This is a genomic window from Gelidibacter pelagius, from assembly GCF_017581925.1.
GTDB lineage: Bacteria > Bacteroidota > Bacteroidia > Flavobacteriales > Flavobacteriaceae > Gelidibacter > Gelidibacter pelagius.
On sequence record NZ_JAGEVG010000008.1, the window covers coordinates 160,326 to 182,883 of the forward strand.

A 22,558-nucleotide genomic window follows, 5' to 3' on the forward strand; every position below is an offset into this window, starting at 1 on the left:
CAACCTGACATTGGATAGGCTTCGAAGTAATATTCTCTCGATTTCTATAGTATTAACTATACGTTTTAAAAGGAGCCGCATAGGTTTTTATCGTGCGATTCTTGATCGTGCCTTCATTAAATATATTCCGTTCCATTACATGTCTGTACTTGGTCACTTCGTCTATTTCGAGAATTGGTGACAAACAGATATCGTGGGTAGCGCTTAAACGGGCCCATTCGTCCCTTGTTTTGGTTTTAAAAAGCAATTCCAAATCCTTTTTGGGAAAAATGCCATCGATCAATTCCATATCTGTTTTTCTTTTCCAGTCTGGTTTATCCACCATCTCACAGAAGGCATTCCAAAATTTAGGTTCCAAAGCTCCCAAGGCTACCCATTTCCCATCTGAACATTCGTAAACATTATAGTTGACCAGCATGCCACTTAAAATAGGTGTTTTTTTATAAGAAGCACCGCCTTGGGACATACTGTGGGCAATGGCATTTAAAGGAATGGTGGCATCGAGTAAGCTAAGATCGATATACTGTGGTTTATTTTGTAGTTTTTGAGCTAACAGACCAGATGTACACGCCGAAATCAGCATATACGATCCGCCGGCAATATCGGCGATTTGAAAACCAGGAATAACGGGTTTCCCTTGGTTATCCCTATTCAAATCCAATAAGCCTGCCGTAGCCAAATAATTAATATCATGCCCGGCCTTTGTATGCAGATCTCCATTTTGTCCGTAGCCTGTAACCGAGACATAAACAATATTGGGGTTGATTTTTTTTACCGTCTCAAAATCCAAATTAAAACTGGCCATGGCACCCGGACGAAACTGTTCGATCAACACATCGGCAGTGGCTATTAAATCGCTTATTTTCTGATAGCCTTCTTCATTTTCATAATCGATTATGACCTGTTCCTTAGAATGGTTCATTGCATGAAACATGAGCGAACTATCTCCTATTTTAGGCTCGTAAAAACGGGTGTAATCCAATCGCTTGGGACTTTCTATTTTGATGACTTTAGCGCCCAATTGGCTTAATAAATGCGTGCCCAAAGGCCCAGGCAACAAACGCGTGAAATCAATAATGGTAATCCCTTGCAGTGGCTTTGTTTCTTGCATTAATCTTCTATTTGATGGATCTCATCTAAAATCGCTTGAGGGATTGCAATTTTTTGTTGCTTGTTATAATCGACAATTACAACTTCGTGTGTTTGTATTGCAACCAATCGGTTTTGCTGGGTACTGAAAAAGTAAGATTTTAACACAAATCGATCGTCTTTAATGGCATCGGTCTTTGTTCCAATAACTATAGTATCCGGATACACCACAGGAGCAATATACTTTACTGATTGAAACCCTAAGATTGGTGCATAGAGCATCTTTTTAGGTTCCTGATTTATAATAAAACCCATAGCTCTAAAATAATCCACTCGAGCGGTTTCTCCCCAACGTACATAATTTACATTATTCACGTGTTGGTAGGCATCCATTTCTCCCCATTGCACAACAATAGTGGTTTGAATTTTAAAATCTGCTATAGTCACTTGGCGCATTATTTCTTTTTTTGCTGACGCGCGGCCTTCATTTGCGCAAATAACTCTTTAAATAGGCCTCTTGCCACCACTAATTTCATGATTTCATTGGTTCCGGCATAAATCCGTGCCACTCGATTATCGGCGTACATTCTCGCGATAGGATATTCCCACATATAGCCATAGCCTCCAAAGAGCTGTAAACATTCGTCAACAACTTTACTGTGCATGTCGGTTGCCGAAAACTTGGCCATGGATGCACTTTCCGCGGAGAGTTTATGCTGTGCTAAATCTTCTGTACAACGGTCCACAAAGGCTTGATGGATCTGTAATTGCGCCGTAGCCTCAGCTAATTTGAATTGGGTGTTCTGAAACCCTGCGATCGGCTGTTTAAAAGCCGTTCTGGTAGAGGTGTAGTCTATGGTTTCTTCGATGGCACCTTCTGCACCTCCAATGGCCGCTAAAGCTACGGACAAACGCTCTCGTGCCAATTCCTTCATCATAATCACAAAACCTTCGCCTTCTTTGCCCAAGAGGTTTTCTTTGGGCACTTTGACATTGTCAAAAAAGAGCTCGCAGGTGTCTTGTGCTTTCATTCCTATTTTATGGAAAGGCACCCCTTTTTCGAAGCCTTCCCATTTGTTTTCCATAATCAATAAGGACACGCCTTCGTCAGGAGTTCCTGAATTGGTTTTTACAGCCACAATGGCCATATCACACATATAGCCATTGGTGATAAATGTTTTTTGTCCGTTGACCAAATAATGGTCGCCTTTATCTACCGCTGTTGTGCGAAGGGCTTGCAAATCTGAACCACAATTTGGCTCCGTCATCCCAATGGCGGTGATTATTTCTCCGGTGGCCATAATGGGCAAATACTGCTGCTTTTGAGCTTCTGTTCCCCATTTTAATATATAGGGCGCAATAATGTCGGAGTGCAATGAAAATCCAGGACCACTGATGGCTTTTTTAGCTAATTCTTCAATGAACAAAGCGCTAAAACTAAAATCCAATCCAGAGCCACCGTAAGCTTCTGGCATGTCTATACACAGCAAACCCAAGTCCCCTGCCCGTTTCCAGATGTCACGACTCACCATGCCATCCTTTTCCCAAGCGTCCATTTGAGGCAGGATTTCATTTTTAATAAAATCCTGAATCATGCCCTGCATCATCTTGTGTTCTTCTGAGGCATATATTTTCCGTTCTAATAATACGTTCTGTAACATGGCTGTTATATTTTATTATTCGTTATTATTTAATTTTTATAGAACACCCGATTAGTACCCGCATCTTGAATACGCTGTAAAAGTGATTCTGGCAATTGAAAACGCTCTCCATGCCTTTGCGCCAAAAATGCTGCATAGTCTTTAAACTTTTGTGCCCCTATATAATCGATATAAGACATGACGCCTCCAGTATGAATTGGGAATCCAAGTCCTAAGATAGAACCTACATCGGCATCTTTAGCTTCTTTTAACACACCACTTTCCAAACATTTGTACGAATCGATGACCATTGCGAATAACAAACGTCTTCCTATTTCTTCTTCGTCATAGTCTTCTACAGTTGGATAAATGTTGCTCCACTCCTCCCAAATGTATTTTTTTGCTCCCTTTGGATACTCATAAAAGCCTTTACCTTCCTTTTTCCCTATTCTTTTGTGGGTATGGACTATCGTAGAAGCTGTGTCTTGCAATTCTTTTTCAAAATCAGTTAAGTTGGGATCTTCAGACATGATATCTAACATGAGTTTCAAATTCACCTCATCAGCTATGGCCAAAGGACCTACCGGCATGCCAATCTTCTTGGCAACATTTTCTATGACTGCTGGCGGAATGCCTTCCGTTAACATGGTGATGCCTTCGTTTACAAATTTTCCAAAAACACGAGAAGTGAAAAATCCACGACCATCATTCACAACAATAGGTACTTTTCGTATTTTAATAACATAATCAATAGCCGCTGCCAAGGTTTCATCAGACGTTTCTTTACCAACGATAACCTCAACCAAAGGCATTCTATCTACCGGAGAAAAGAAATGTAGGCCTATAAATTTATCAGGTTTAGATGAAGCTTTAGCTAAGCTGGTAATTGGAATTGTTGAAGTATTACTCGCATAAACGACTTCCGGTCTTATGACCGCTTCCGTTTCTTTGGTGACCCGATTTTTTAAGGCTTCATTTTCAAAAACAGCTTCAATAATTAAATCACAATCTTTTAAATCGCCCACACTATCCGATGGGATGATATGATCCAAAATCGCCGTTGCTTTTTCTTGAGTACTTCTTCCCTTCCCTATTTTTTGCTGTTCAATAGTTGCTGCATACCCTTTTCCTCTTTCAGCGCCTTCTAAAGATACATCTTTTAACACCACATCCAAGCCTGCTTTTGCCGACTCATAAGCAATTCCTGCGCCCATCATTCCCGCGCCTAAAACACCAATTTTTTTGAATTTTGCTTGCTCAAAGCCTTTTGGTTTCGCTTTTCCTTTGGCAGCATCGCCTATAAAAATGAAAGAGGCTCTAATAATATTTTTGGTTTCTTTAGTAAATAAGGTATCCACAAAATAACGCGCTTCAACTTCTAAAGCATTGTCAATTCCCGTAGAACTCCCATGGTATAAGGCACTCAATACGTTTTTGATGTGCGGCAAATTGCCATGGGTTGTTTTATAGGCCATGGCATTTGAGACCGAGTAAAACTCAGTATACCCAGATAGTTGTCCGATGCCATTTGGGGTTCCCGGAACTACAAATCGCTTGTCATCCCAAGGTTGTCTGACTTCTGGGTTTTGTAAGATCCATGCTTTCGCCAAGGCATTAATATCGTCTTCTGGACTACAGATTTGATTGACCAATTTATCTTTTAAAGCTTGTGCTGCGGATAGCTTTCGCGATTGTGTAATGTATTCTATCGCTTTTTGAGGGCCCAACATTCTCAAAAAACGTTGTGTTCCACCTGATCCTGGAAACAAGCCCACAGAGCATTCTACCAAGCCTATTTTATTGGCAGGGTGATCAGTCATAATGCGATAATTACAAGCCAAGGCGATCTCTAAGCCGCCGCCTAAAGCCAGTCCGCTCAGTGCTGCTACCACCGGCTTGGAAGAAAGCTCCATTTGACGCATGGCTCGATTGGTTTTCATGAGCAACTCAAAACACTCTTCTTTGGATTGGTCATAATTTAAGAACCAATTCAAATCGCCTCCAGCAATAAAATCTCTTTTCGCCGAGTTAATAACGATTCCTTTTACGGTATCATCTGCTAATGCATTGCCTACAGTAGTCAAGAATTCTGACATCGTCTGCTCATTCATAAAATTAACCGGAGAGTTGGCCACATCCCAAGTAATAAAAGCAATCCCGTCAGTATCTATTGAATATTTTATATGTTGCATTTTGTCTTTTTTTTTAGAAATTATACACGTTCGATGATCGTCGCAATACCCATACCGCCACCAACGCAAAGCGTCGCTAAAGCGTTATTTTTATCTTGTCGTTCCAATTCGTCCAAGGCTGTTCCAAGAATCATACAGCCTGTGGCACCCAAAGGATGACCCATAGCAATAGCGCCTCCGTTGACATTGACGATGGAGTGGTCGATCTTCATGTTTTCCATAAGGCGCAACGGCACTACGGCAAAAGCCTCATTGACCTCCCACAAATCGATATCTGAAGCCGTCATTCCTGCTTTGCGTAAGGCTTTTTTAGTGGCTGGGGTTGGCCCTTCCAACATAATCAATGGTTCTGAACCAATGATACTCCCCATTCTGATTTTTGCTCTTGGGGTCAAACCTAATTTTTCTCCAATTTCTTTGGTACCAATGAGCATTAATCCAGCACCATCTACAAGACCAGACGAATTTCCGGCATGATGGACGTGGTTGATGCGTTCGATCTCGATATAAGTGTCCAAGGCCGTTTGATTGAATAATAGCTCGCCCATCATTTCAAAGGATGGATTTAATTTCCCTAAAGCTTCTAAGGTGGTGTTTGCACGAATATATTCGTCTTTTGATAAGTGTTCCAATCCATTAAGATCCCTGACCGGAATGATCGATTTATCAAATGCTTTCTTAGCCCAAGCCGCTGCTGCCCTTTTTTGGGATTCTACAGCAAAGGTGTCCACATCCTTTCTTGAATAGCCGTATTTGGTAGCAATTAAATCAGCTGAAATCCCTTGGGGTACAAACTTACCAAAAGCAGCATCCGGCTCCATGACCCAAGCCGAACCGTCAATGCCCATAGGGACTCTCGACATGGATTCTACACCACCTGCAATGATCAAATCTGACCATCCGGACCTTACACGAGCCGCAGCTTGATTGACCGCCTCCAATCCAGAAGCGCAATATCTGTTTAGGGACACTGCCGCTAAATGATCGCCGTAATTCGCGACCTGCGCAGCTACTTTGGCAATATTCCCACCTTGCTCCCCTGCCTGTGTGACACAGCCCAATACCAAATCTTCCACATAAGAGGTGTCCAAATTATTGCGCTCTTTTAATGCTGAAAGCAGTGTTGTTACCAATTGTACGGGACTTACTTGAGATAAGCTTCCTGTGTTTTTTCCGATTCCTCGAGGCGTTCTTACAGAATCATAAATATATGCATCCATTATGTCAAATTGTTTAGAGTTACTAAGTGGTAACATGGAAAGAAAAAAAATATGTGACCAAGTGGTTACAAACTTATACAAAAGAATTATATTTGTCAAATAATACTAATTTAATTTTTTAAAATCGTGTTCATTTTTATGAGGTATAATGCCGATATAGATTTTAACGAGCGTTTTTAGCGACAATTAAAATCATAATCGGTATAAAACATCAGTAAATATTAAGATTGACTACAAATTTATGACATGCAACTCCCTGCTAATTTATCGCTTAATTAAAGCTAAAACATATGGAACCGACTTATTTAGAAGAGAATCCTAATTTTGATTATTCCTCTGAGGGTATTCAGGATTTAGTTAAAAAGATTGAGGACGGCGCATCGGATGCCTCTCCCCTTGATTTTGCCCTAAAAGCCTATCACTATATTCGAGATGCCTGGCCCTACAATCCCTATCGTTTCAGTTTAGTTGAAAACGATTGGCGTGCGTCTGAAATTTGCACACATAAATCTGGACATTGCTTAGATAAAGCCATTCTATTGATCAGTGTTTTACGTGCCAAAAACATCCCAGCGCGACTAGGACTGGCGAAAGTTAAAAATCATATTGCCGTTGAAGACATTATTGAAAAATTCGGTAATGATGTTTTGGTGCCACACGGCTATGTTGAACTCTATTTAAACGGCAAATGGGTGAAAGCAACTCCGGCGTTCAATAAATCATTATGCGAAAAACTGAATGTCGCACCCTTAGATTTCGATGGGACAACTGATTCTTTATTTCAGGCGTATGATAGTTCGGGCACATCTGTATTTATGGAGTATTTAGAAGATTATGGTGCCTTTGATCACGTCCCGTTAGCCTATATGTTCGATTTAATGAAAGACACTTATCCTCCTTTACGAGAAAAAAATATTGAATTAGGAATAGTACTGAACCTCAATACTTTATAAAACAATGAAAAAAGACAGAGCCGCTACCGAAGATAAAATATACGAAAGCTTTTTAAGCCTTTTAGAAGAAAAAGGACCTCAAGCCGTCGGCATTAATGCCATTGCTAAAAAAGCAGGGGTTTCCAAAGAACTCATTTATCGCTATTTTGGAGGTTTGCAGGGTTTACTTCTCCAACTGGCCAAAAAAGGTGATTTTTTTAAATCGATGTTGGCCCTTCACGATAAAGACTTAGCCACAGTGGAAGATCTAAAGGAATTTGCGAAAGCAGGAACCCAAGAGCTGCGAGAAAATAAACTCACACAGGAAATCTTGCGTTGGCAATTGCTCGAAAATAACGAGGTGACGCGCGATTTATTTAAGTACAGCAATAAAGAAATAGGTAAAATGTTCGCCATTTCGGATAAGGACAGTTCTCTTAACCACGCCTTTCAATTAATGATTGGAGGTTACGTATATTTTACGCTATTGTCCAAATTCAACAAAAAGTTTATTACCACTGATCTGACCTCTAAGGAGTCATGGGATAATTTTGATAAAGCGATTGAAAAGACGATTGATTTATTTAATAAATAAGCGATTTCGATTACCAATCAAGAACTTTGGGCCCGTCCGACTGGCGCGGTGAAACAAGACCACGAGGAGTTAAAACCCAATAGTGGGAATAAGTGAGATGATTGATGAGACGATAAAATATGGAATAATTACATAATGACTGCTGGTTGACTTAAGCCAACCATCTCATCTAAATAGATAACAGAATGGAATCATATTTAAAATTGATTCGTCTTCCAGATTATAGACATAAAACTGACATTTAGAGGATACAAAATGCTCAATATTCGTATCTGGTGAGTTCCCTTGGTCTTCATAACTTCTTTTACTATTACATTTCAATCTCATTAAAACTGCTCTGGTTTCCAGTTCTACCTATCGCCGTAATCCCAATGGCCGACAAAGCCAGCTGATTTTCATTGGTGGTTCTATGCAATTGCAATTCCGTTGCCTTGTAAGTCCTGTCCAAAATCTTATACTCCCAATTTTGGCCATATTTATAGAAAACCACCCATTTAAAGACTTCTTCAGATCCTATTGGGTCCCAAGAGACAACCACTTTTTGTCCCTCAATTTTGGTTCGGACCTTTGGGGCATCGGGAAGCTTACTGTTGAGCCAAGAACTCGCAGGAACCAAGGCCTGTTTTTTGTAAGGTCCATTTAATATGCCCTGCGCGAGATTGGGATAGGTGGTCAACGGACTGATACTCCAATGGACGGTGCCCATACTTTCTGGAAGCATGCCCCTGGTTATCATAATCTGATTGATGGTTTCATCAACATTTTCAGCGCCACCACCATGGTATAGGCTGATTCCCGGCCACAAATGGCGGTTTAAGGTATTTTCACTTTTCCACCACCCCAACAACACTGGAAAACTTTGTGGAATTTGGTTGATTTTCCAATACAATTGCGGTGTGAAATAATCGATCCATCCCATATTTAGCCAAAGCTTGGCATCAGCATACAAGGCGTCATACTGATCCATACCGGCAATAGAACTTGGGTGGCCAGGTCTCCAAATCCCAAATGGGCTCAGACCAAATTTGACTTTAGGTTTTTCTGCTTTGATTTCGTTGTAGATCCGCTGCACAAAACTATTGACCGCATCTCTCCTCCAATCCGGTATTGACAGTGAGCCTCCTGTTTTTAAATAGTTTTGATAGCTTATGGAGTCTGGAAAATCCTGTCCATCATTATAGGAGGTGTATGGATAGAAATAGTCGTCAAAATGAACCCCATCAACATCATATCGTTTTACGATATCCATAACAACTGCTGCGGAGTGATCTTGGGTCGCTTTTTTGGAAGGATCCATCCACCACATTCCGTTTTTCAATGGCACCATAATTTCCGGGTGTGTATTTACCAACGATTTTGGACTCAATTCACCTCCTGTTGTATGATGTGAACGATAAGGATTCAACCATACGTGCAGCTCTAAACCTCTGTCATGCGCAGCTTCGATCCAGAAACTGAGTGGATCGTACCAAGGTTCTGGAGCTTTCCCTACTTCTCCCGAAAGAAAGTAAGACCAAGGCTCCAAGGAACTGTTGTATAAGGCATCTGCCTGGGGCCTAACTTGAAAAATTACGGCGTTATAATGGTGATCCTTTAAAAGATCGAGTAATTTCAGGGCTTCCTCCTGCTGTTCTTGGGTGGACAGTCCGGGTTTGCTGGGCCAATTGATGTTTGCGACCGTTGCAATCCAAGCCGCTCTAAATTCGCGCATCACTTCAGGACTCCTCCTGAATTGTTCCTCCGTAAAGGTCATGTGGTCCTCACCTGCCACGTTTGCTTCTTGTTGAAATTCCACGCCAGTTTTCGGAGTAGATGTAGAAGGTTTTATAGACTTACATGACTTTAGAACGATACCACAGAGCAGCATCAACACAATAGATCGAATGTTTGTTGACATAAGAAAGTAAAATTAGAATGAATTGAACTTTTGAAATTATTTCCATCCTATTTAAATAAGAAAGAGCCACATTAAGTGTCTCTTTCTCATTTTTAAGGTTTTTGAATAAGATTTAACGCTCTCTCCAATAATCAATATTTTTTGAAGTTGGTGTTGGAGCATAGGTTCCCCTAATTTGTGTAGAATATACTCTACCCAAACTTCCAAGCGTAATGGTGTTTTGAATATAAGGTGTCGATGTTTCCACATCATAATCAGTCCCCGATTCAAAAATTCTGTAGTTGTATTTCCCAGTCTTTAATTCTTTATAGTCTCCTGCTTGTTTAAAAGCTATCCCAGTACCAAGAGTAACGATCTCAACAGGTTCTGCAGGTGAATCCTCAGTGGCTGGAACAGCAGCTCTCACCGCATACGCATCAACAGCAAATGGCATATTGGCCATGGAATTGACAAATCTCCAATAGATCTTTTCATAATTAGCTTCCGGAAGATCATCTTCGATAGTAAAGATCTCATAGTTCCCTTCGGTACCCCCAAGATACACTGAATGATGTGAATCAGCAGCAAAGGTCAGGGAATTGGCAGCTACAGTATTTCCTTCCAAATCTCGCACCGATACATTAAAAGTGCCAGAAGGGATGAACGCATAGGCGTTGGAAGGAAAAACAGAACCGTAGACATTTCCCTTGACTTCATCTGATGTGGATGAAGCTACTGAACTCACCTTTTTTTCATCAAAATAAAAGTTTACCGCTGGTGCGTCCTGTACATGAAAAAAGAATTTGGCATAGGTACCTGCATCAGGAACGTTCTCTGTAACCTCAGGAATTGCATTTTCATCGCACGCATTAAAAACGAGACTTAATGCGAATAATAGTAGTATAGTATTGAATGACTTTCTCATAATTTTATAGTTATTCAGGTTTGCTAAACCAAGTTTCATAAGTGTGATAATCTTCTTCATATGCGCCAATAATCTCTAATGCTGCTTTGTTCCACATGTATTCTGAGTTATACCTTGGTCTGGCACGGTAGGCAGGCTTATCATTATTGGTGATATACAGTGGATCTGGAAGCTCAAAGCCTTTATAAACAGGATCGGCAGCATCAACATCATAATGATAACGTCTCATGTCAGACCAAGTTTCCAAAAAGCCCCATCCCCAAGTAGCAATATATTTTTGAAGCATGATCTTGGATAAGGTTAAATCTTCAGTTGCCACTGGAAACAATTCGGTACTGGACAAATAAACCGCTTTTCTTTCTTCAAAAATTGCAGGATCCGGCGCATATTGTTTTGAAAACTCCATGTGCGATTTTACCCCTTCTTGGTAGGCAGTAAGGGCCACGTCTTTTTTATTTGAGATAAATGCAGCTTCTGCCTTGATAAATTGTAATTGTGCATAGGTCATCAATGGAAATCTCTCTGAATTGTTAAAGATATAAATTTGAGGTGATGGCGATGAGCCTTTATAGCCCACCTCGTTCCAGAAATTTTTAGGCACCTGGCTTGCCTCTGCGGAAGACCATTCGTTGATTCCTAATTCAGGAGAAACACCTCTGTACTGTCCATCTGGAGATGGTGCCATCATAGCGGTAATACGCGGATCTTTAAGATGTTCGGCAGAATTTTCAGGCAATGGATCGGCACCAATAAGACTAGGATCTGTAAGTTCTGGATTGGTACCGTCAAGAAGCCCTACCATAAATTTTGTCTGACGGTAATATCCGATATTATCTCTCAGAGGTCCAAAAAAGTTAGTGTCAGAACTAATCGTTCCATCAAAACCAATGCTGGCATCATCTTGGTTTCCGGCCAATGACTTATCAACATAGGCAATCACTTGGTCGGCGTTATAAGAACTTTTGTTGGTTAGCCTGTGGGCATTCATGGCAAGCAAGCCATAAGCAAATTTTATCCATTTGTCACGGTCGCCATTATAGATAAGATCGGCTCCGCGTAAGCCAGAATCGGCAGGACTCAATCCGTCGGTTCTTTCCAAGTTTTCTATTCCTAAGAGCAAAAGCCTTTTAATCTCTTCATAAACCACCGGTTGTTCATCGTAATTAAAAACACGCTTACTGGAATTAAAAGCTTCTGTTACAATAACAGGCCCATGATAGTCGGTCAACATCTGCCATCCGTAAGCTCTCATGATATGCCCTACTCCGACAAAATCATACTTTTTATTGAGCTCCCCGCTTTCGATCATATCGGATAGATTGTATCCCATACTCCAATAAATTGCCCTCCAAAGTTGCGCATAGGAGTCTGACAACGGATTGTTGTGGAGATTGAGAGAATAACTTGCTCCAGACGTATAGGCCCAGTTTTGAGTGTAAAACCCTGTAAATCGTCCGTCCCATTGTACGGCAACTGCCATCTCAGATTGTATCTGAGGCAGGAAAAGTTCAGGTTGCAAAAGTGCATCCGGTCCATTGGGGTTGGTATTGACGTCCAAATAATCAGAACACCCCGAGAAGGTCAATGTACCGGTAATTATTAAAAATGTATATAGTAATTTTTTCATCGCTTTTTTTATTTAAAATCCAACTTTTAATCCAAAATTCAATCCCCTTGGAAGCGGAAAGTTTCCGTAATCCAATCCTGCACCTCCAGCACCACCTACAGCAGCAGAGTTTCCATTAGCCACAGGATCTAAACCAGAATAATTTGTAAATAAGAACAAATCAGTCCCTGTGATGAATAAACTGGCACTTCTTAAGAACTTAGTTCTATCCAAGAAGCTTGTTGGCAAGTTATAACCTAAGGTAACATCTCTTAAACGCACCCAATTGATATCCTTTTCAATAAAACTTTGATGTGGATATATTGAACTCCAATAGGTTGAGTTGCGGTACAGATCAATAGGAATATTGTTCTCGGTAGGATTGGCGGAATTTTCATTCCCGTCTTTTAGCACCCCTGTTACAATTCGTGGCACTTCCCTATCCAAGGTTCTTTTACTTAATCCTCTGGTGGTTAAATAATGTTCCGTAGCATTATAGACATCGCCGCCAACTCTGAAATCCAACAGGAAGTTCAATGAGAAGTTCTTATATCTAAAGGTATTAGTGAGACCCATGGTGAATTTAGGGTTTCTATCTCCAACAATGATCCATTCGCTCGTGTTCAATATTGGTAATCCGTTGGAAGGATTGATCAACACTTCTCCTTGGTCATTACGCTGATAATCGTATCCGGTGAATGTAGTCAAAGGACCACCCACTCTCGATCCCACACGTACGTTTCCGTATAACCAGGTATCAGAATTATAAAATTCTTGAACATCGCCCGGAAGTTTTACAAGCTCACTCTTGTTTTGAGTATAGTTGGCCAAAATATCCCAACTAAAGTTGTCGGTTCTTATTGGTGTAGCATTCAATTGAAGCTCAATACCCTCATTTTGGATCTCTCCGGCATTGAATGTCATAAGAACGAAACCTGTAGCGTAGCTGAGCCTTAAGTTCTGGACAATTTGATCTACAGATTTTTTATTAAAATAGGTGACATCAAACCCTAACCTGTTCTTAAATAATTTTAGCTCAATACCATACTCATAAGAGGTGGTCATCTCAGGTCGTAAATCCAAACTTGGCCCAGTAAATCCATATCTGAATCCGCCTCCCGTAGTCAACGCATTGGTATAAAATGGTCGAATGTTATACGGATTCGCATCCTTTCCCACTTGAGCAATAGAAGCTCTCAGTTTACCGTAAGACAGCACATCCTTGATGCCTTTTAAAGGCTCCAATTCCGTAAAGACAAAACTCAGACCTGCGGATGGATAAAAGAAGGAATTGTTCTTTTTGGGCAAGGTGGAACTCCAGTCATTCCTAGCGGTTAAACTAAGAAAAAGCATATTGTCATAATTGGCGTTAAAAGTAGCAAAAGCACCAACCAATCGACGTTCAGTCAAATTGTTGAATGCCCTATGGGTCTTTAAATCAGTATTATTAATAGACCATAAGTCGGGAGCTTGAAAGTTTTCACCTCCGGCAGCAGCACTGAACGTATTATAATCATACACCGCACTACCAATCTTGATATCCGTAGTGATTTTATCATTAAACAACTTTGGTGGTGTAATTTGTGTATAGTATTGGAATGTCAAATTTCTGGTAGTTACCAAGGCTTGATCAAATATACCGTTGCGACTTTTTCCGGTGTTTGATTCCGGATGTCTTACAATGGTGCTTTTGGTAGTGAAGTAGTCAATTCCTACCTGCCCCACAAACTTCAACCAATTTAATGGGGTTACTGTGAGTGTTGTGTTTAATTTATAACGATCGGTCAGGGAGTTGAGAATGTTCTTATTGACATTGAAGAATGGATTTTCAACCGCATTAGAATAGTCGGCGTAATCCCGTCTTTTGCCTGATGGCGTCAAATAATTACTGGCATCATCTGTAGATGGCCATAACAATAAGTGTAATAAAGGACCACCAGCACCTCTAAAAGTTTGATCATTATCTGATCGGGTATAATCAAAAGTCACATCGGCAGATAGAAATCGGTTGAATTCTGCAGTGAGGGCAGATGTCAAATTCAACTTCTCCAAGCTTGTGTTGGGAATAAATCCCTCTGAACTTGTATTGGATGCAGATACACGGTATTGGGTTTTCTCACTCCCTCCAGAAACCGAAATATTATGTTTCTGACTGTAGGCATCACGAAAGAAACTCTTCACGTTATCATAAAATTGTGTTCCTGCTGGATAAGGTTGTCCAAAATAATACAGTTCCTCGTTGCCTTCATTGGTATATCCGTTGGCTCCTCTATCATAAACTTGCTGAATTTCCGGATATTCCACAATCCGATCCACTCTCATACTTGTACTGTAATCGATTCGCGGCGTACCAGCCTGCCCTCTTTTAGTAGTAATCACAATAGCTCCTGAGGCCGCTTCTATACCATATAACGCAGCTGCTTCCGGACCTTTCAAAATGGTTACCGAGGCAATATCTTCAGGATTGATATCAGCACCTCTGTTGGTAAAATCGATACCTCTGTTTTCAAAAGAGGTTGCCGTATTAAGAGAGGAAGCAAAAACTGAAGTGGCGGTGGTATTGTTACTGATAGGAAGACCATCTACTACAAATAGTGGCTGATTGTTTCCACTCAATGAACTGATCCCCCTAATGACAATAGATGAAGAAGATCCGGGAAGTCCCGAAGTACTGTTGACTTCAACACCAGCCACCCTTCCGGCTAAACCATTGATAAAGTTTTCACGTTGTGTTTCTGCCAAGGTAGAGCCTTTGATTTCTGTCACGGCATATCCAAGGGCTTTTTTCTCTTGTTTGATCCCTAATGCAGTGACCACCACTTCATCAAGGCCTTCCAAGTCTTCCTTTAACGTGACATCAAACCGGGTACGGGTCCCGATTGTTATTTCCTGCGTGTCAAAACCAATGGATGAAATCACCAATACTGCATCATTATTATCTGGTGCACCAAAAGTAAAATTTCCATCCATATTGCTCACGGTGCCCTTACTCGTGTTCTTGATATACACTGAAGCCCCTGAAACCGGCAAACCTTTCTCGTCAATGACCTTTCCGGTCAAGATCCGCTCTTGGGCAAAAGCTTGAAATCCCATAAAGCAGAGTAAAATTAAAAGTAATCGTTTTTCCATAATGTGAACCCCTTTAATAAATTGTTATTAGTTGATATTGAAATATTCAAATTGCACGGCACTATTTGACTAAGCAATTTTAGACTATCAATATTAAGGATTTTTTTCTTAAAAAATGTTAAAATTGCAGATGTTTTACGAAAAAAACCAAAAACATGCACATTTCATGAGACCTATTTCGACATTTATGCCATATTTATACGTCAAACACGCATTTTTAAAAATTTGATATGGGATAGATATGGCAGTGATTAGCGTTGTTTTCCTTAATAAATAATATACGCCACGGCCCATAAAACTCATTTATAAAATCAACCCTAAGGAAAGATTGCCGTTTTTTTTCAACAGACATCACAAAAGATTTGGATGAAGGGTTTTCCTCCATCTTCATGCAATCAAAATCTTATCAGAATATGATGATGTACCTTTAACAGAGAAAGAAAGATCGGTCAGAATCAATAATAGATCTTGACCATGAGCGACGTCGTGTTATACTTATCTAATATGTGCCGCTAATTTTTATATCAAATGTTAAGATATATAGATAGAGAGATCAAATGAATGCTCACAAATGCATACTTATTATGGATTAAGTTCTGGTGCAGGATAAAAGTCTATTTCCAGAGCTTCCAGTCTCGATTTATGCAGGCTTAAACGTTTGGAAAACTCTTTAAAATCATCGTGGGACAACGACCAGCCAATTTCCGCAACTGCCATCAATCGAGGCCAAAGTCGGTTGTCCAACATGGCATCCGAAACTACTAACTCTGTCCATACGGGTGCCTCCACTCCAATGATTTCGTCGGCCTTATCGTTGAAATTATAAACATCTTCCAATGACACACCAGATTTTTGACACCAGTTGTTGGTTTTTTCCTGTCCGGTTACATTGGCATGGTCAAAGTAAAAACTCGTGCAAATGGACTCAATAACTTTTGATTTTTTTAATGGTGTGGTTTTGCCATTCCATCTCTGAACTATCAAATCCTGGCTTACATCAGCTTTAGAAACTTCCTCCCAACCTATCGGGATCTTCCCAAAACTTCTTACCATGGAGTCCGCTTTTACTACAAACGTTTCATAGAGGTCATCATTAATTTCATCACCACCAATATGCAGCCAAGGACCCACAGTCATTGCCGACACTTCTCTTAAAACCTCGGCTACGAAGCTATAAGTCTCAGGGTCTGTGAGGCATAATTTGCTCCATCCCACTTTATAACCGTCAAATAATTCTGGTGGTGTGGCCATTTTCGGATTAAGGTTACTCAAATCATCACAATTAAGCTCTGGATAAGCCACCAAGGCTGCATAAATATGGCCAGGCAGATCAATTTCTGGTATAATCACAACATGCCGATCTGCCGCATAATCTTGCAGTTCCTTATAGTCTTCTATGGATAAAAAGCCAGATTTACCATTTTTAACGGCACTTTTACCAGCAATTTCTGTAAGAAGTGGTTTGCTATTTAATTCAATACGCCAACCTTGATCGTCCGTTAAATGTAAATGTAAACGATTCATCTTATACAGCGCCATTCTGTCAATATGCCGTTTTAAATATTCCACACCAAAAAAACTACGGGCAAGATCAATCATATTACCTCGCCAGCTGTACTTTGGAAAATCTTCCACATGAAGCTGAGGCAGTACCAAGGGTTTCGAATCCATTGGCATGCTTTTCAAATTTGCTGGCAAAAGCTGCGTCAAACTCTGTATGGCATAAAATAACCCAACCTCTCCCGCTGCCTTAATCGTTACACCTTGCTTATCGATATCCAAAGAATACCCCTCTTCACTTAACTGACCGATCAAAGCAGGATCTTGAATCAATTTAAAGTTCCCTTTTTTGGAGTTGGCCCGTATGGTGCTTTGTAGGTTGGCATCCTGAAGTAATTTACTAAGCCATTGTGCTGCTATTTCTGCAGATCCTGAAAAAGAGATGGTGTTTTGGTGAGGTAATTGATATACACCTTTGTGGTGCGTCAATACTTGTGGTTTTGGAATAATAGCTACTGTTTCACTCTTTAAAGGCGTTTCAACTGGGCTCTTTATGGAGGAACATCCCAAAATTAAAAATCCAAAAATCAAAATGTTTAGAGTTTGAAAATAACGTATCATAGAGGTGCGAATTAAGAACTATTGGTGAAAATCAATTTAGTACTCCGAGTGTTCTTGTTTTGTTAGTTTAAAATATCAAATAGGTCTAAAACTATTCAATATGGACCAAGAGATCATCATCTAAAATGATCCTAACTTTATATTTTTGAAAATACGGGGGTAATTTAGTAGGATTTTACGACAATTTATGATTTTGTTGCTAATTATTTTGTTTCTAAGAATTAGAAGTTTATTTCAATGGGCTTAAAAGTAGTATCCATTAGCATCATTTTACGGAGCTTAAGCTAAGGTTGCCTCAGCTTTTATCTCAATGTCATTTTTACTCTAAAATAATCTTCAGAGTCGTAAAACAACATTTGACACCGTGATTAAAAGGACAACCGATTTATATCATAAATAAGTGTCTCTATGGTCGATGAGCTTTCGATAATTAAGACATGATTGTTGGTGGAAAACACCAACAACGGCGCCATGGCTCAAGATGCATCCTTTTTTATTTATAAAACTGGAAACACTTTTGGCATCCTTGGCCCGTATTTGAACAAAATAGATGCTATGTTCATTATGATCCAGAACAAGTCGGATTGATTCGAAGTTTTTCTTCTCTGTGCATTCCATAATCCACTCGTCTATTTAGAATTTATGCCGAGTTAATTATGATATTATTTACAAGTATTTTGGCACTAAATTATGGGTTCCAACCTTAGATATGTGGATAAGAATCGCTCCAATCCCATAGCACAATGACCCATTGGGTCTGATACGAATCAGTATAGATATGGATTTCCCTGAACCCCACCTTTTTATGGGCATTTCTTGAGCGATGGTTGGTCAAGGCGATTTCGGTGATGCAAAAGTCATAGCGATTGGCAAATGTGTCTTTATAAAGTTCAAAACACTTTTCAAAAACGCCCCTGCCTCTGTAATTTTTGTGGACACAAACTTGTCCAACAACCATATAATTAAATTCGGATACCAATTGACCGTTATAATCGATCTTCTCGAATTCCTCGAACATTGGGAGAATTATAGGAATATCAGACTTTGATTTTTTTGTCATCGCCAAAACATACCCAATAACTTCCTTATCGTCTTTGGCAACAATCTGGGGTTCAATGGCATTTAAGTTTTCAAGCATCTTCAGGCTATGGTCTACCGTCACAAAACCATAGGTCTCAATCTCCTGATCTGATAGATTCTTTTTCAAATTGGCTTTTTGCAAAGTGGAGATACCTTCCAAATCGCCCTTATTTCTATATGTTGTGGTATAGTTGATCATGTTGGCATGAAAATGTGGATGAATATAACCATATAATTCAAGGTATTTATTGCAGCAGGAAATAAAAATAATCTCTTGAATTTACCATTTTATTTGCAGATACCATGTCATCGTTTAGATGGTTGAATCTATATTGGCATTTTTTTGTTCTGATCTTCAATTTTATCAGATTTCTTTCAAAAATGTAGGATTCGGTATTAGACTCTAAAATTCGTTTATTTCATTTAATTTCCATCATGAACAATATCCCGATAAGAGCCAACCCATGTTCGATTAAGTTTTAACTTTGCGCGAATTAAACTAAATCGCAATAATTTTATGACTCACGACGTCCAAAGCCAAAAAGGTAGAGGTTGGATCTTAGCGGCTTTAATGATTACCATGGCTTTGGCGGCCATGGACAATACGATTGTAGCTACGGCGATTCCGCAAATTGTGGGCGACTTGGGTGGATTTTCATTATTCAGTTGGTTATTCTCTATTTATCTTCTGATCCAAACCATTACGATTCCCATTTACGGAAAACTCGCCGATATATACGGACGCAAACCCATCCTTATCTACGGAGTTATTGTATTTCTGTTAGGCTCTGCTGCTTGTGCCGGGGCTTGGGACATGATCAGCCTGATTGTATTTAGAGGTCTTCAGGCCGTTGGCGCTGGTGCCATTATGGCGACGGTCAACACCATTGCTGCCGATATCTATACGCTTGAAGAGCGCGCTAAAATCCAGGGTTGGCTCTCCAGTGTTTGGGGTGTTTCGGCGATTATGGGCCCAACGATAGGTGGTGCCTTGGCCGATTATGCATCTTGGCGGTGGATTTTTCTGATCAATATTCCTATTGGGATTGGCTCAATTATCATGATCAGCATCTTTCTCAAAGAAAATAAACCGATTAAATACGCAAAGATCGATTGGCTTGGTGCTTTGGCGCTATTGGTCACCGGTGGGTTTATCATGTTCGGATTAATGCAAGGCGGACAATCATGGGATTGGATTTCTTATGAAACGCTCATTTTCACAGGCATCGCAGCCATTTTAGTTTATGCAACCATGAAGATCGAGTCGCGTGCCGAAAGTCCCATCCTGCCCAGATGGGTGTGGCGGAAGCGCGTTCTTGTAGGCGCCAATTTGGCAACCATAGGCATGGGCTGTATGACTATGGGACCCAATATGTTCTTACCCGTTTTCGCACAATCTGTCATAGGTGTTGGCGCTATTACCGCAGGTTTTATATTGGCGAGCATGAGTATCACCTGGCCAATATCATCTTCACTTTCTGGAAAATTGTATCTACGGATTGGCTTTAGAAACACAGCACTTTGCGGTATTTCCATTGTAATCATCGCTGTGTCAAGTTTCTTGTTCATGCCCTACCCTGGTTCGGTGTGGACATTGGTGGCTATCCAGCTGCTTATGGGCGCGGGATTTGGATTGATTTCCACACCCTTGATGGTTGGGGTGCAATCTACCGTAGACTGGGGAAAGAGAGGTGTTGTAACAGGCGCCAGTATGTTCTCGAGATATTTCGGACAAAGTTTAGGCGCGGCTGTTTTTGCCGCTATTTTCAATTCAGTATTATTTGATAAAATGACGGAGGCACCTGAAAATTTACAAAGCGCATTACCGAAAGTAAATGAAGTTGTAGAGGTATTGCAATCCGCCCACTCAGACGATAGCGTTCAAAACTATCTGCAACATGCCTTTTTTGATTCGACGCACACGGTTTTTATTGGTCTATTGACCGTGGGCCTACTCACGCTCATCATTTTATTGCTCACGCCGAAACACTTTGGAAAAATTGACACGTTTTAAAAGTTGAAATTGAAGTCGAAATTGAAGTCGAAATTGCTTGCCCGTCCGCAGCTTTTGTGGAGGCGGGCAGCGAAGTGAAAGCGAGTAACTTTAGCGCAGGCGGGAAATTGAATTCGCCTGTATATAAAATGGTAAAAATGAAGGGTTTGAATTTTAAATGAGGGGTGACCGATGACCGATGACGGAAGATGGATGCCAGCCGACTGACCACTATCCACTTCCCTTTTTTTCTCCCGAAGATGACGCGGATTTTCGCAGAAAGAGCTCCTGAAAAAACAGAAAATTGGCCACTCATAGCGAAGTCGAGGTGGGAAATTGAAAGACCTAAATTTTAAACTTTAAATTACGGCTGAAAAAAGGCGGTTACAGCCGACTAAAAACTGCCAACTGAGGACTGCCGACTGCAGACTGAAAACTCTAAACTCACGTCATAATCCGCACCAGAAGCTCTTTCAACAAATCCCCTTGAGGCACGGCATAAGCGCCCACACCTTTGCTTTTAACGTCAAATTCGCGCAAGGTAGCAATGACGCTGCTCACTTTTCTCATCGGAAAGTTTCTCGCAGCGGTGATATATTCATTCACGAAATATGGATTTATCTTTAAGGCAGAAGCGACATTTCTAGGTGACTTATCATTCATTCCATGTAAATACAGCAATTGTGAAAAGAAATTAAACAACAACGATACTGTAACTACCATGGGATTATCCTTAGGGTTTTCGGCAAAATAAATTACAATTTGATGAGCCTTTTTGATATTTCCTTCCCCGATGGCCTTGCGCAACTCGAAATTATTGAAGTCTTTGCTGATGCCGATATTCTCTTCTATATGATCTGGCGATATTTGCGTGCCCTTTGGTAAAATAATCTGAAGTTTATCCAGTTCATTGTTGATCTTACTCAAATCAGTTCCCAAAAACTCTACGAGCATTTGTGATGCTTTTGGAGCAATGGTATAATCTTTAGGCGCCAACACACGTCTTATCCAATCGCCCACTTGGTTCTCATAAAGTTTTTTACTTTCATAAACCACACCCATTTTATTCAAGGTTTTGTAAAGTGATTTGCGCTTATCAATCGTCTTATACTTGTAGTTCATCACCAAAATAGTGGAAGGCTGTGGCTGTTTGGCATAATCGACCAACTTCTCTATAGTCCGCGATAAATCTTGGGCTTCTTTTACAATAATCACCTGATATTCTGCCATCATTGGAAAGCGTTTCGCATTGCCCACGATATCATCTATGGATACATCACGGCCATAAAGCACCATCTGATTGAAGCCACGCTCCTCTTCAGTAAGCACATTGTCTTGGATAAAATCTGAAATCTTATCAATATAATAAGGCTCTTCGCCCATTAAAAAATAAATGGGTTTCAACTTTCTGCTCTTAATATCGGCAGCTAACTGTTTAACTTCGTCCAAACTTTGTGAATTTTGAAATTTTCAAGCACCAGATTCCGATTTTACCTTGGGGAATTTGGTATTTAGTTATTGAAGATTAACTTTGGCAATGTCTAAATTAGAAGTCTTGCAACCACTCAATTTTCCAAAGTTTTCGTTCCGATTCAAAAATAGCGAAAATAAAGTATCTATTTTCGACGTCGTTCGTAAAAAATTTATGATTTTACAACCAGAGGAATGGGTACGCCAACATTGTGTGCATTACCTGATGGATGAGAAGAAATACCCGCATTCATTAATTAACGTGGAAAAGGAATTGACCATCAACAATCTAAAAAAACGATATGATATAGTTGTTTTCGACACGCAAGGTGATGTCCATTTGATTGTGGAATGCAAAGCACCCCAAATTGCAATCGACCAAAGTACATTTGATCAAATTGCAAGGTACAACCTTACTTTAAAAGCAAAATACTTGATGGTGACCAATGGCCTGCAACACTATTACTGTCAGATGGATTTTGAGAAAGAGAGTTATCTGTTTTTGAAGGATATTCCGGAGTATGAGAGGGTTTAAGTATGATTTGATAGGAATTGGAGATTTTGAAGTAGGGATTGGTGATTGGTGATTCAGTAGCGTCCGATATAAGAATCAAGACCGCTGCGCTATAAGAATCAAGAACCAAGACTAAAAAACTTAGAGCATTTAAAATGTGGCTTTTAAAATTTAAA

General features: G+C 40.2%; 17 protein-coding genes. 5 read left to right on the forward strand and 12 right to left on the reverse strand.

The features are described 5' to 3' along the window. Positions 1-52 precede the first annotated feature (52 nt). The 5 genes from J4051_RS08555 to J4051_RS08575 are packed head-to-tail and all read right to left on the reverse strand — an operon-like array spanning position 53 to position 6,141. Complete coding sequence (locus J4051_RS08555; protein WP_208233455.1) at positions 53-1,111, reverse strand: CaiB/BaiF CoA transferase family protein; 1,059 nt, start codon at positions 1,109-1,111, stop codon at positions 53-55. Further along, positions 1,111-1,545 (reverse strand): acyl-CoA thioesterase, encoded by a 435-nt coding sequence (locus J4051_RS08560; protein WP_208233456.1) that lies wholly within the window; start codon positions 1,543-1,545, stop codon positions 1,111-1,113. The genes J4051_RS08555 and J4051_RS08560 overlap by 1 nt, the downstream gene beginning before the upstream one ends. Continuing rightward, complete coding sequence (locus J4051_RS08565) at positions 1,545-2,750, reverse strand: acyl-CoA dehydrogenase family protein (RefSeq protein ID WP_208233457.1); 1,206 nt, start codon at positions 2,748-2,750, stop codon at positions 1,545-1,547. Before J4051_RS08565 ends, J4051_RS08560 begins: the two co-directional genes overlap by 1 nt. Positions 2,751-2,779: 29 nt before the next feature. Then, positions 2,780-4,921, reverse strand: a complete 2,142-nt coding sequence (locus tag J4051_RS08570; RefSeq protein ID WP_208233458.1) for a 3-hydroxyacyl-CoA dehydrogenase NAD-binding domain-containing protein — start codon at positions 4,919-4,921, stop codon at positions 2,780-2,782. A 20-nt stretch (positions 4,922-4,941) separates the two neighbouring features. Further along, positions 4,942-6,141 (reverse strand): acetyl-CoA C-acetyltransferase, encoded by a 1,200-nt coding sequence (locus tag J4051_RS08575; protein WP_208233459.1) that lies wholly within the window; start codon positions 6,139-6,141, stop codon positions 4,942-4,944. A gap of 290 nt (positions 6,142-6,431) precedes the next feature. On the opposite strand from J4051_RS08575, the gene J4051_RS08580 reads away from it, so the two are divergent. Both J4051_RS08580 and J4051_RS08585 read left to right on the forward strand, forming a co-directional pair. Further along, entirely contained in the window at positions 6,432-7,094 is a 663-nt protein-coding gene (locus tag J4051_RS08580; protein ID WP_208233460.1) for a transglutaminase-like domain-containing protein, read from the forward strand. Between the two features lie 4 nt (positions 7,095-7,098). After that, the gene (locus J4051_RS08585) at positions 7,099-7,668 is read left to right on the forward strand and encodes a TetR/AcrR family transcriptional regulator (RefSeq protein WP_208233461.1); all 570 of its coding nucleotides are present in this window, start codon (positions 7,099-7,101) and stop codon (positions 7,666-7,668) included. 310 nt (positions 7,669-7,978) lie between these two features. Here the strand turns inward: J4051_RS08585 and J4051_RS08590 are convergent, their stop codons facing one another. From J4051_RS08590 to J4051_RS08610, 5 genes are all read right to left on the reverse strand, one after another. Next, the gene (locus tag J4051_RS08590; RefSeq protein WP_208233462.1) at positions 7,979-9,565 is read right to left on the reverse strand and encodes a glycoside hydrolase family 10 protein; all 1,587 of its coding nucleotides are present in this window, start codon (positions 9,563-9,565) and stop codon (positions 7,979-7,981) included. Between the two features lie 112 nt (positions 9,566-9,677). Continuing rightward, entirely contained in the window at positions 9,678-10,469 is a 792-nt protein-coding gene (locus J4051_RS08595) for a DUF4397 domain-containing protein (RefSeq protein WP_208233463.1), read from the reverse strand. 10 nt (positions 10,470-10,479) lie between these two features. Next, positions 10,480-12,096: a SusD/RagB family nutrient-binding outer membrane lipoprotein gene (locus tag J4051_RS08600; RefSeq protein WP_208233464.1), complete on the reverse strand. Its 1,617-nt coding sequence runs from the start codon at positions 12,094-12,096 to the stop codon at positions 10,480-10,482. A 12-nt stretch (positions 12,097-12,108) separates the two neighbouring features. Further along, on the reverse strand, positions 12,109-15,168 hold the full coding sequence (locus J4051_RS08605; RefSeq protein WP_236027316.1) for a SusC/RagA family TonB-linked outer membrane protein: 3,060 nt from the start codon (positions 15,166-15,168) through the stop codon (positions 12,109-12,111). Positions 15,169-15,786: 618 nt separating this feature from the next. Next, complete coding sequence (locus tag J4051_RS08610; RefSeq protein ID WP_208233466.1) at positions 15,787-17,325, reverse strand: beta-N-acetylhexosaminidase; 1,539 nt, start codon at positions 17,323-17,325, stop codon at positions 15,787-15,789. Between the two features lie 447 nt (positions 17,326-17,772). Between J4051_RS08610 and J4051_RS08615 the strand changes: the two genes are divergently transcribed. Further along, positions 17,773-17,913, forward strand: a complete 141-nt coding sequence (locus tag J4051_RS08615) for a hypothetical protein (protein WP_208233467.1) — start codon at positions 17,773-17,775, stop codon at positions 17,911-17,913. Positions 17,914-18,028: 115 nt separating this feature from the next. On the opposite strand, the gene J4051_RS08620 is transcribed toward J4051_RS08615, so the two are convergent. Further along, positions 18,029-18,604 (reverse strand): GNAT family N-acetyltransferase, encoded by a 576-nt coding sequence (locus J4051_RS08620; RefSeq protein ID WP_208233468.1) that lies wholly within the window; start codon positions 18,602-18,604, stop codon positions 18,029-18,031. Positions 18,605-18,922: 318 nt separating this feature from the next. On the opposite strand from J4051_RS08620, the gene J4051_RS08625 reads away from it, so the two are divergent. Beyond that, the gene (locus tag J4051_RS08625) at positions 18,923-20,419 is read left to right on the forward strand and encodes an MDR family MFS transporter (protein ID WP_208233469.1); all 1,497 of its coding nucleotides are present in this window, start codon (positions 18,923-18,925) and stop codon (positions 20,417-20,419) included. 423 nt (positions 20,420-20,842) lie between these two features. Here the strand turns inward: J4051_RS08625 and holA are convergent, their stop codons facing one another. Further along, entirely contained in the window at positions 20,843-21,847 is a 1,005-nt protein-coding gene (gene holA, locus J4051_RS08630) for a DNA polymerase III subunit delta (protein WP_208233470.1), read from the reverse strand. A gap of 106 nt (positions 21,848-21,953) precedes the next feature. Here holA and J4051_RS08635 point away from each other — a divergent pair, with 106 nt between their 5' ends. Next, positions 21,954-22,403: a type I restriction enzyme HsdR N-terminal domain-containing protein gene (locus J4051_RS08635; RefSeq protein ID WP_208233475.1), complete on the forward strand. Its 450-nt coding sequence runs from the start codon at positions 21,954-21,956 to the stop codon at positions 22,401-22,403. Positions 22,404-22,558: the final 155 nt, after the last annotated feature.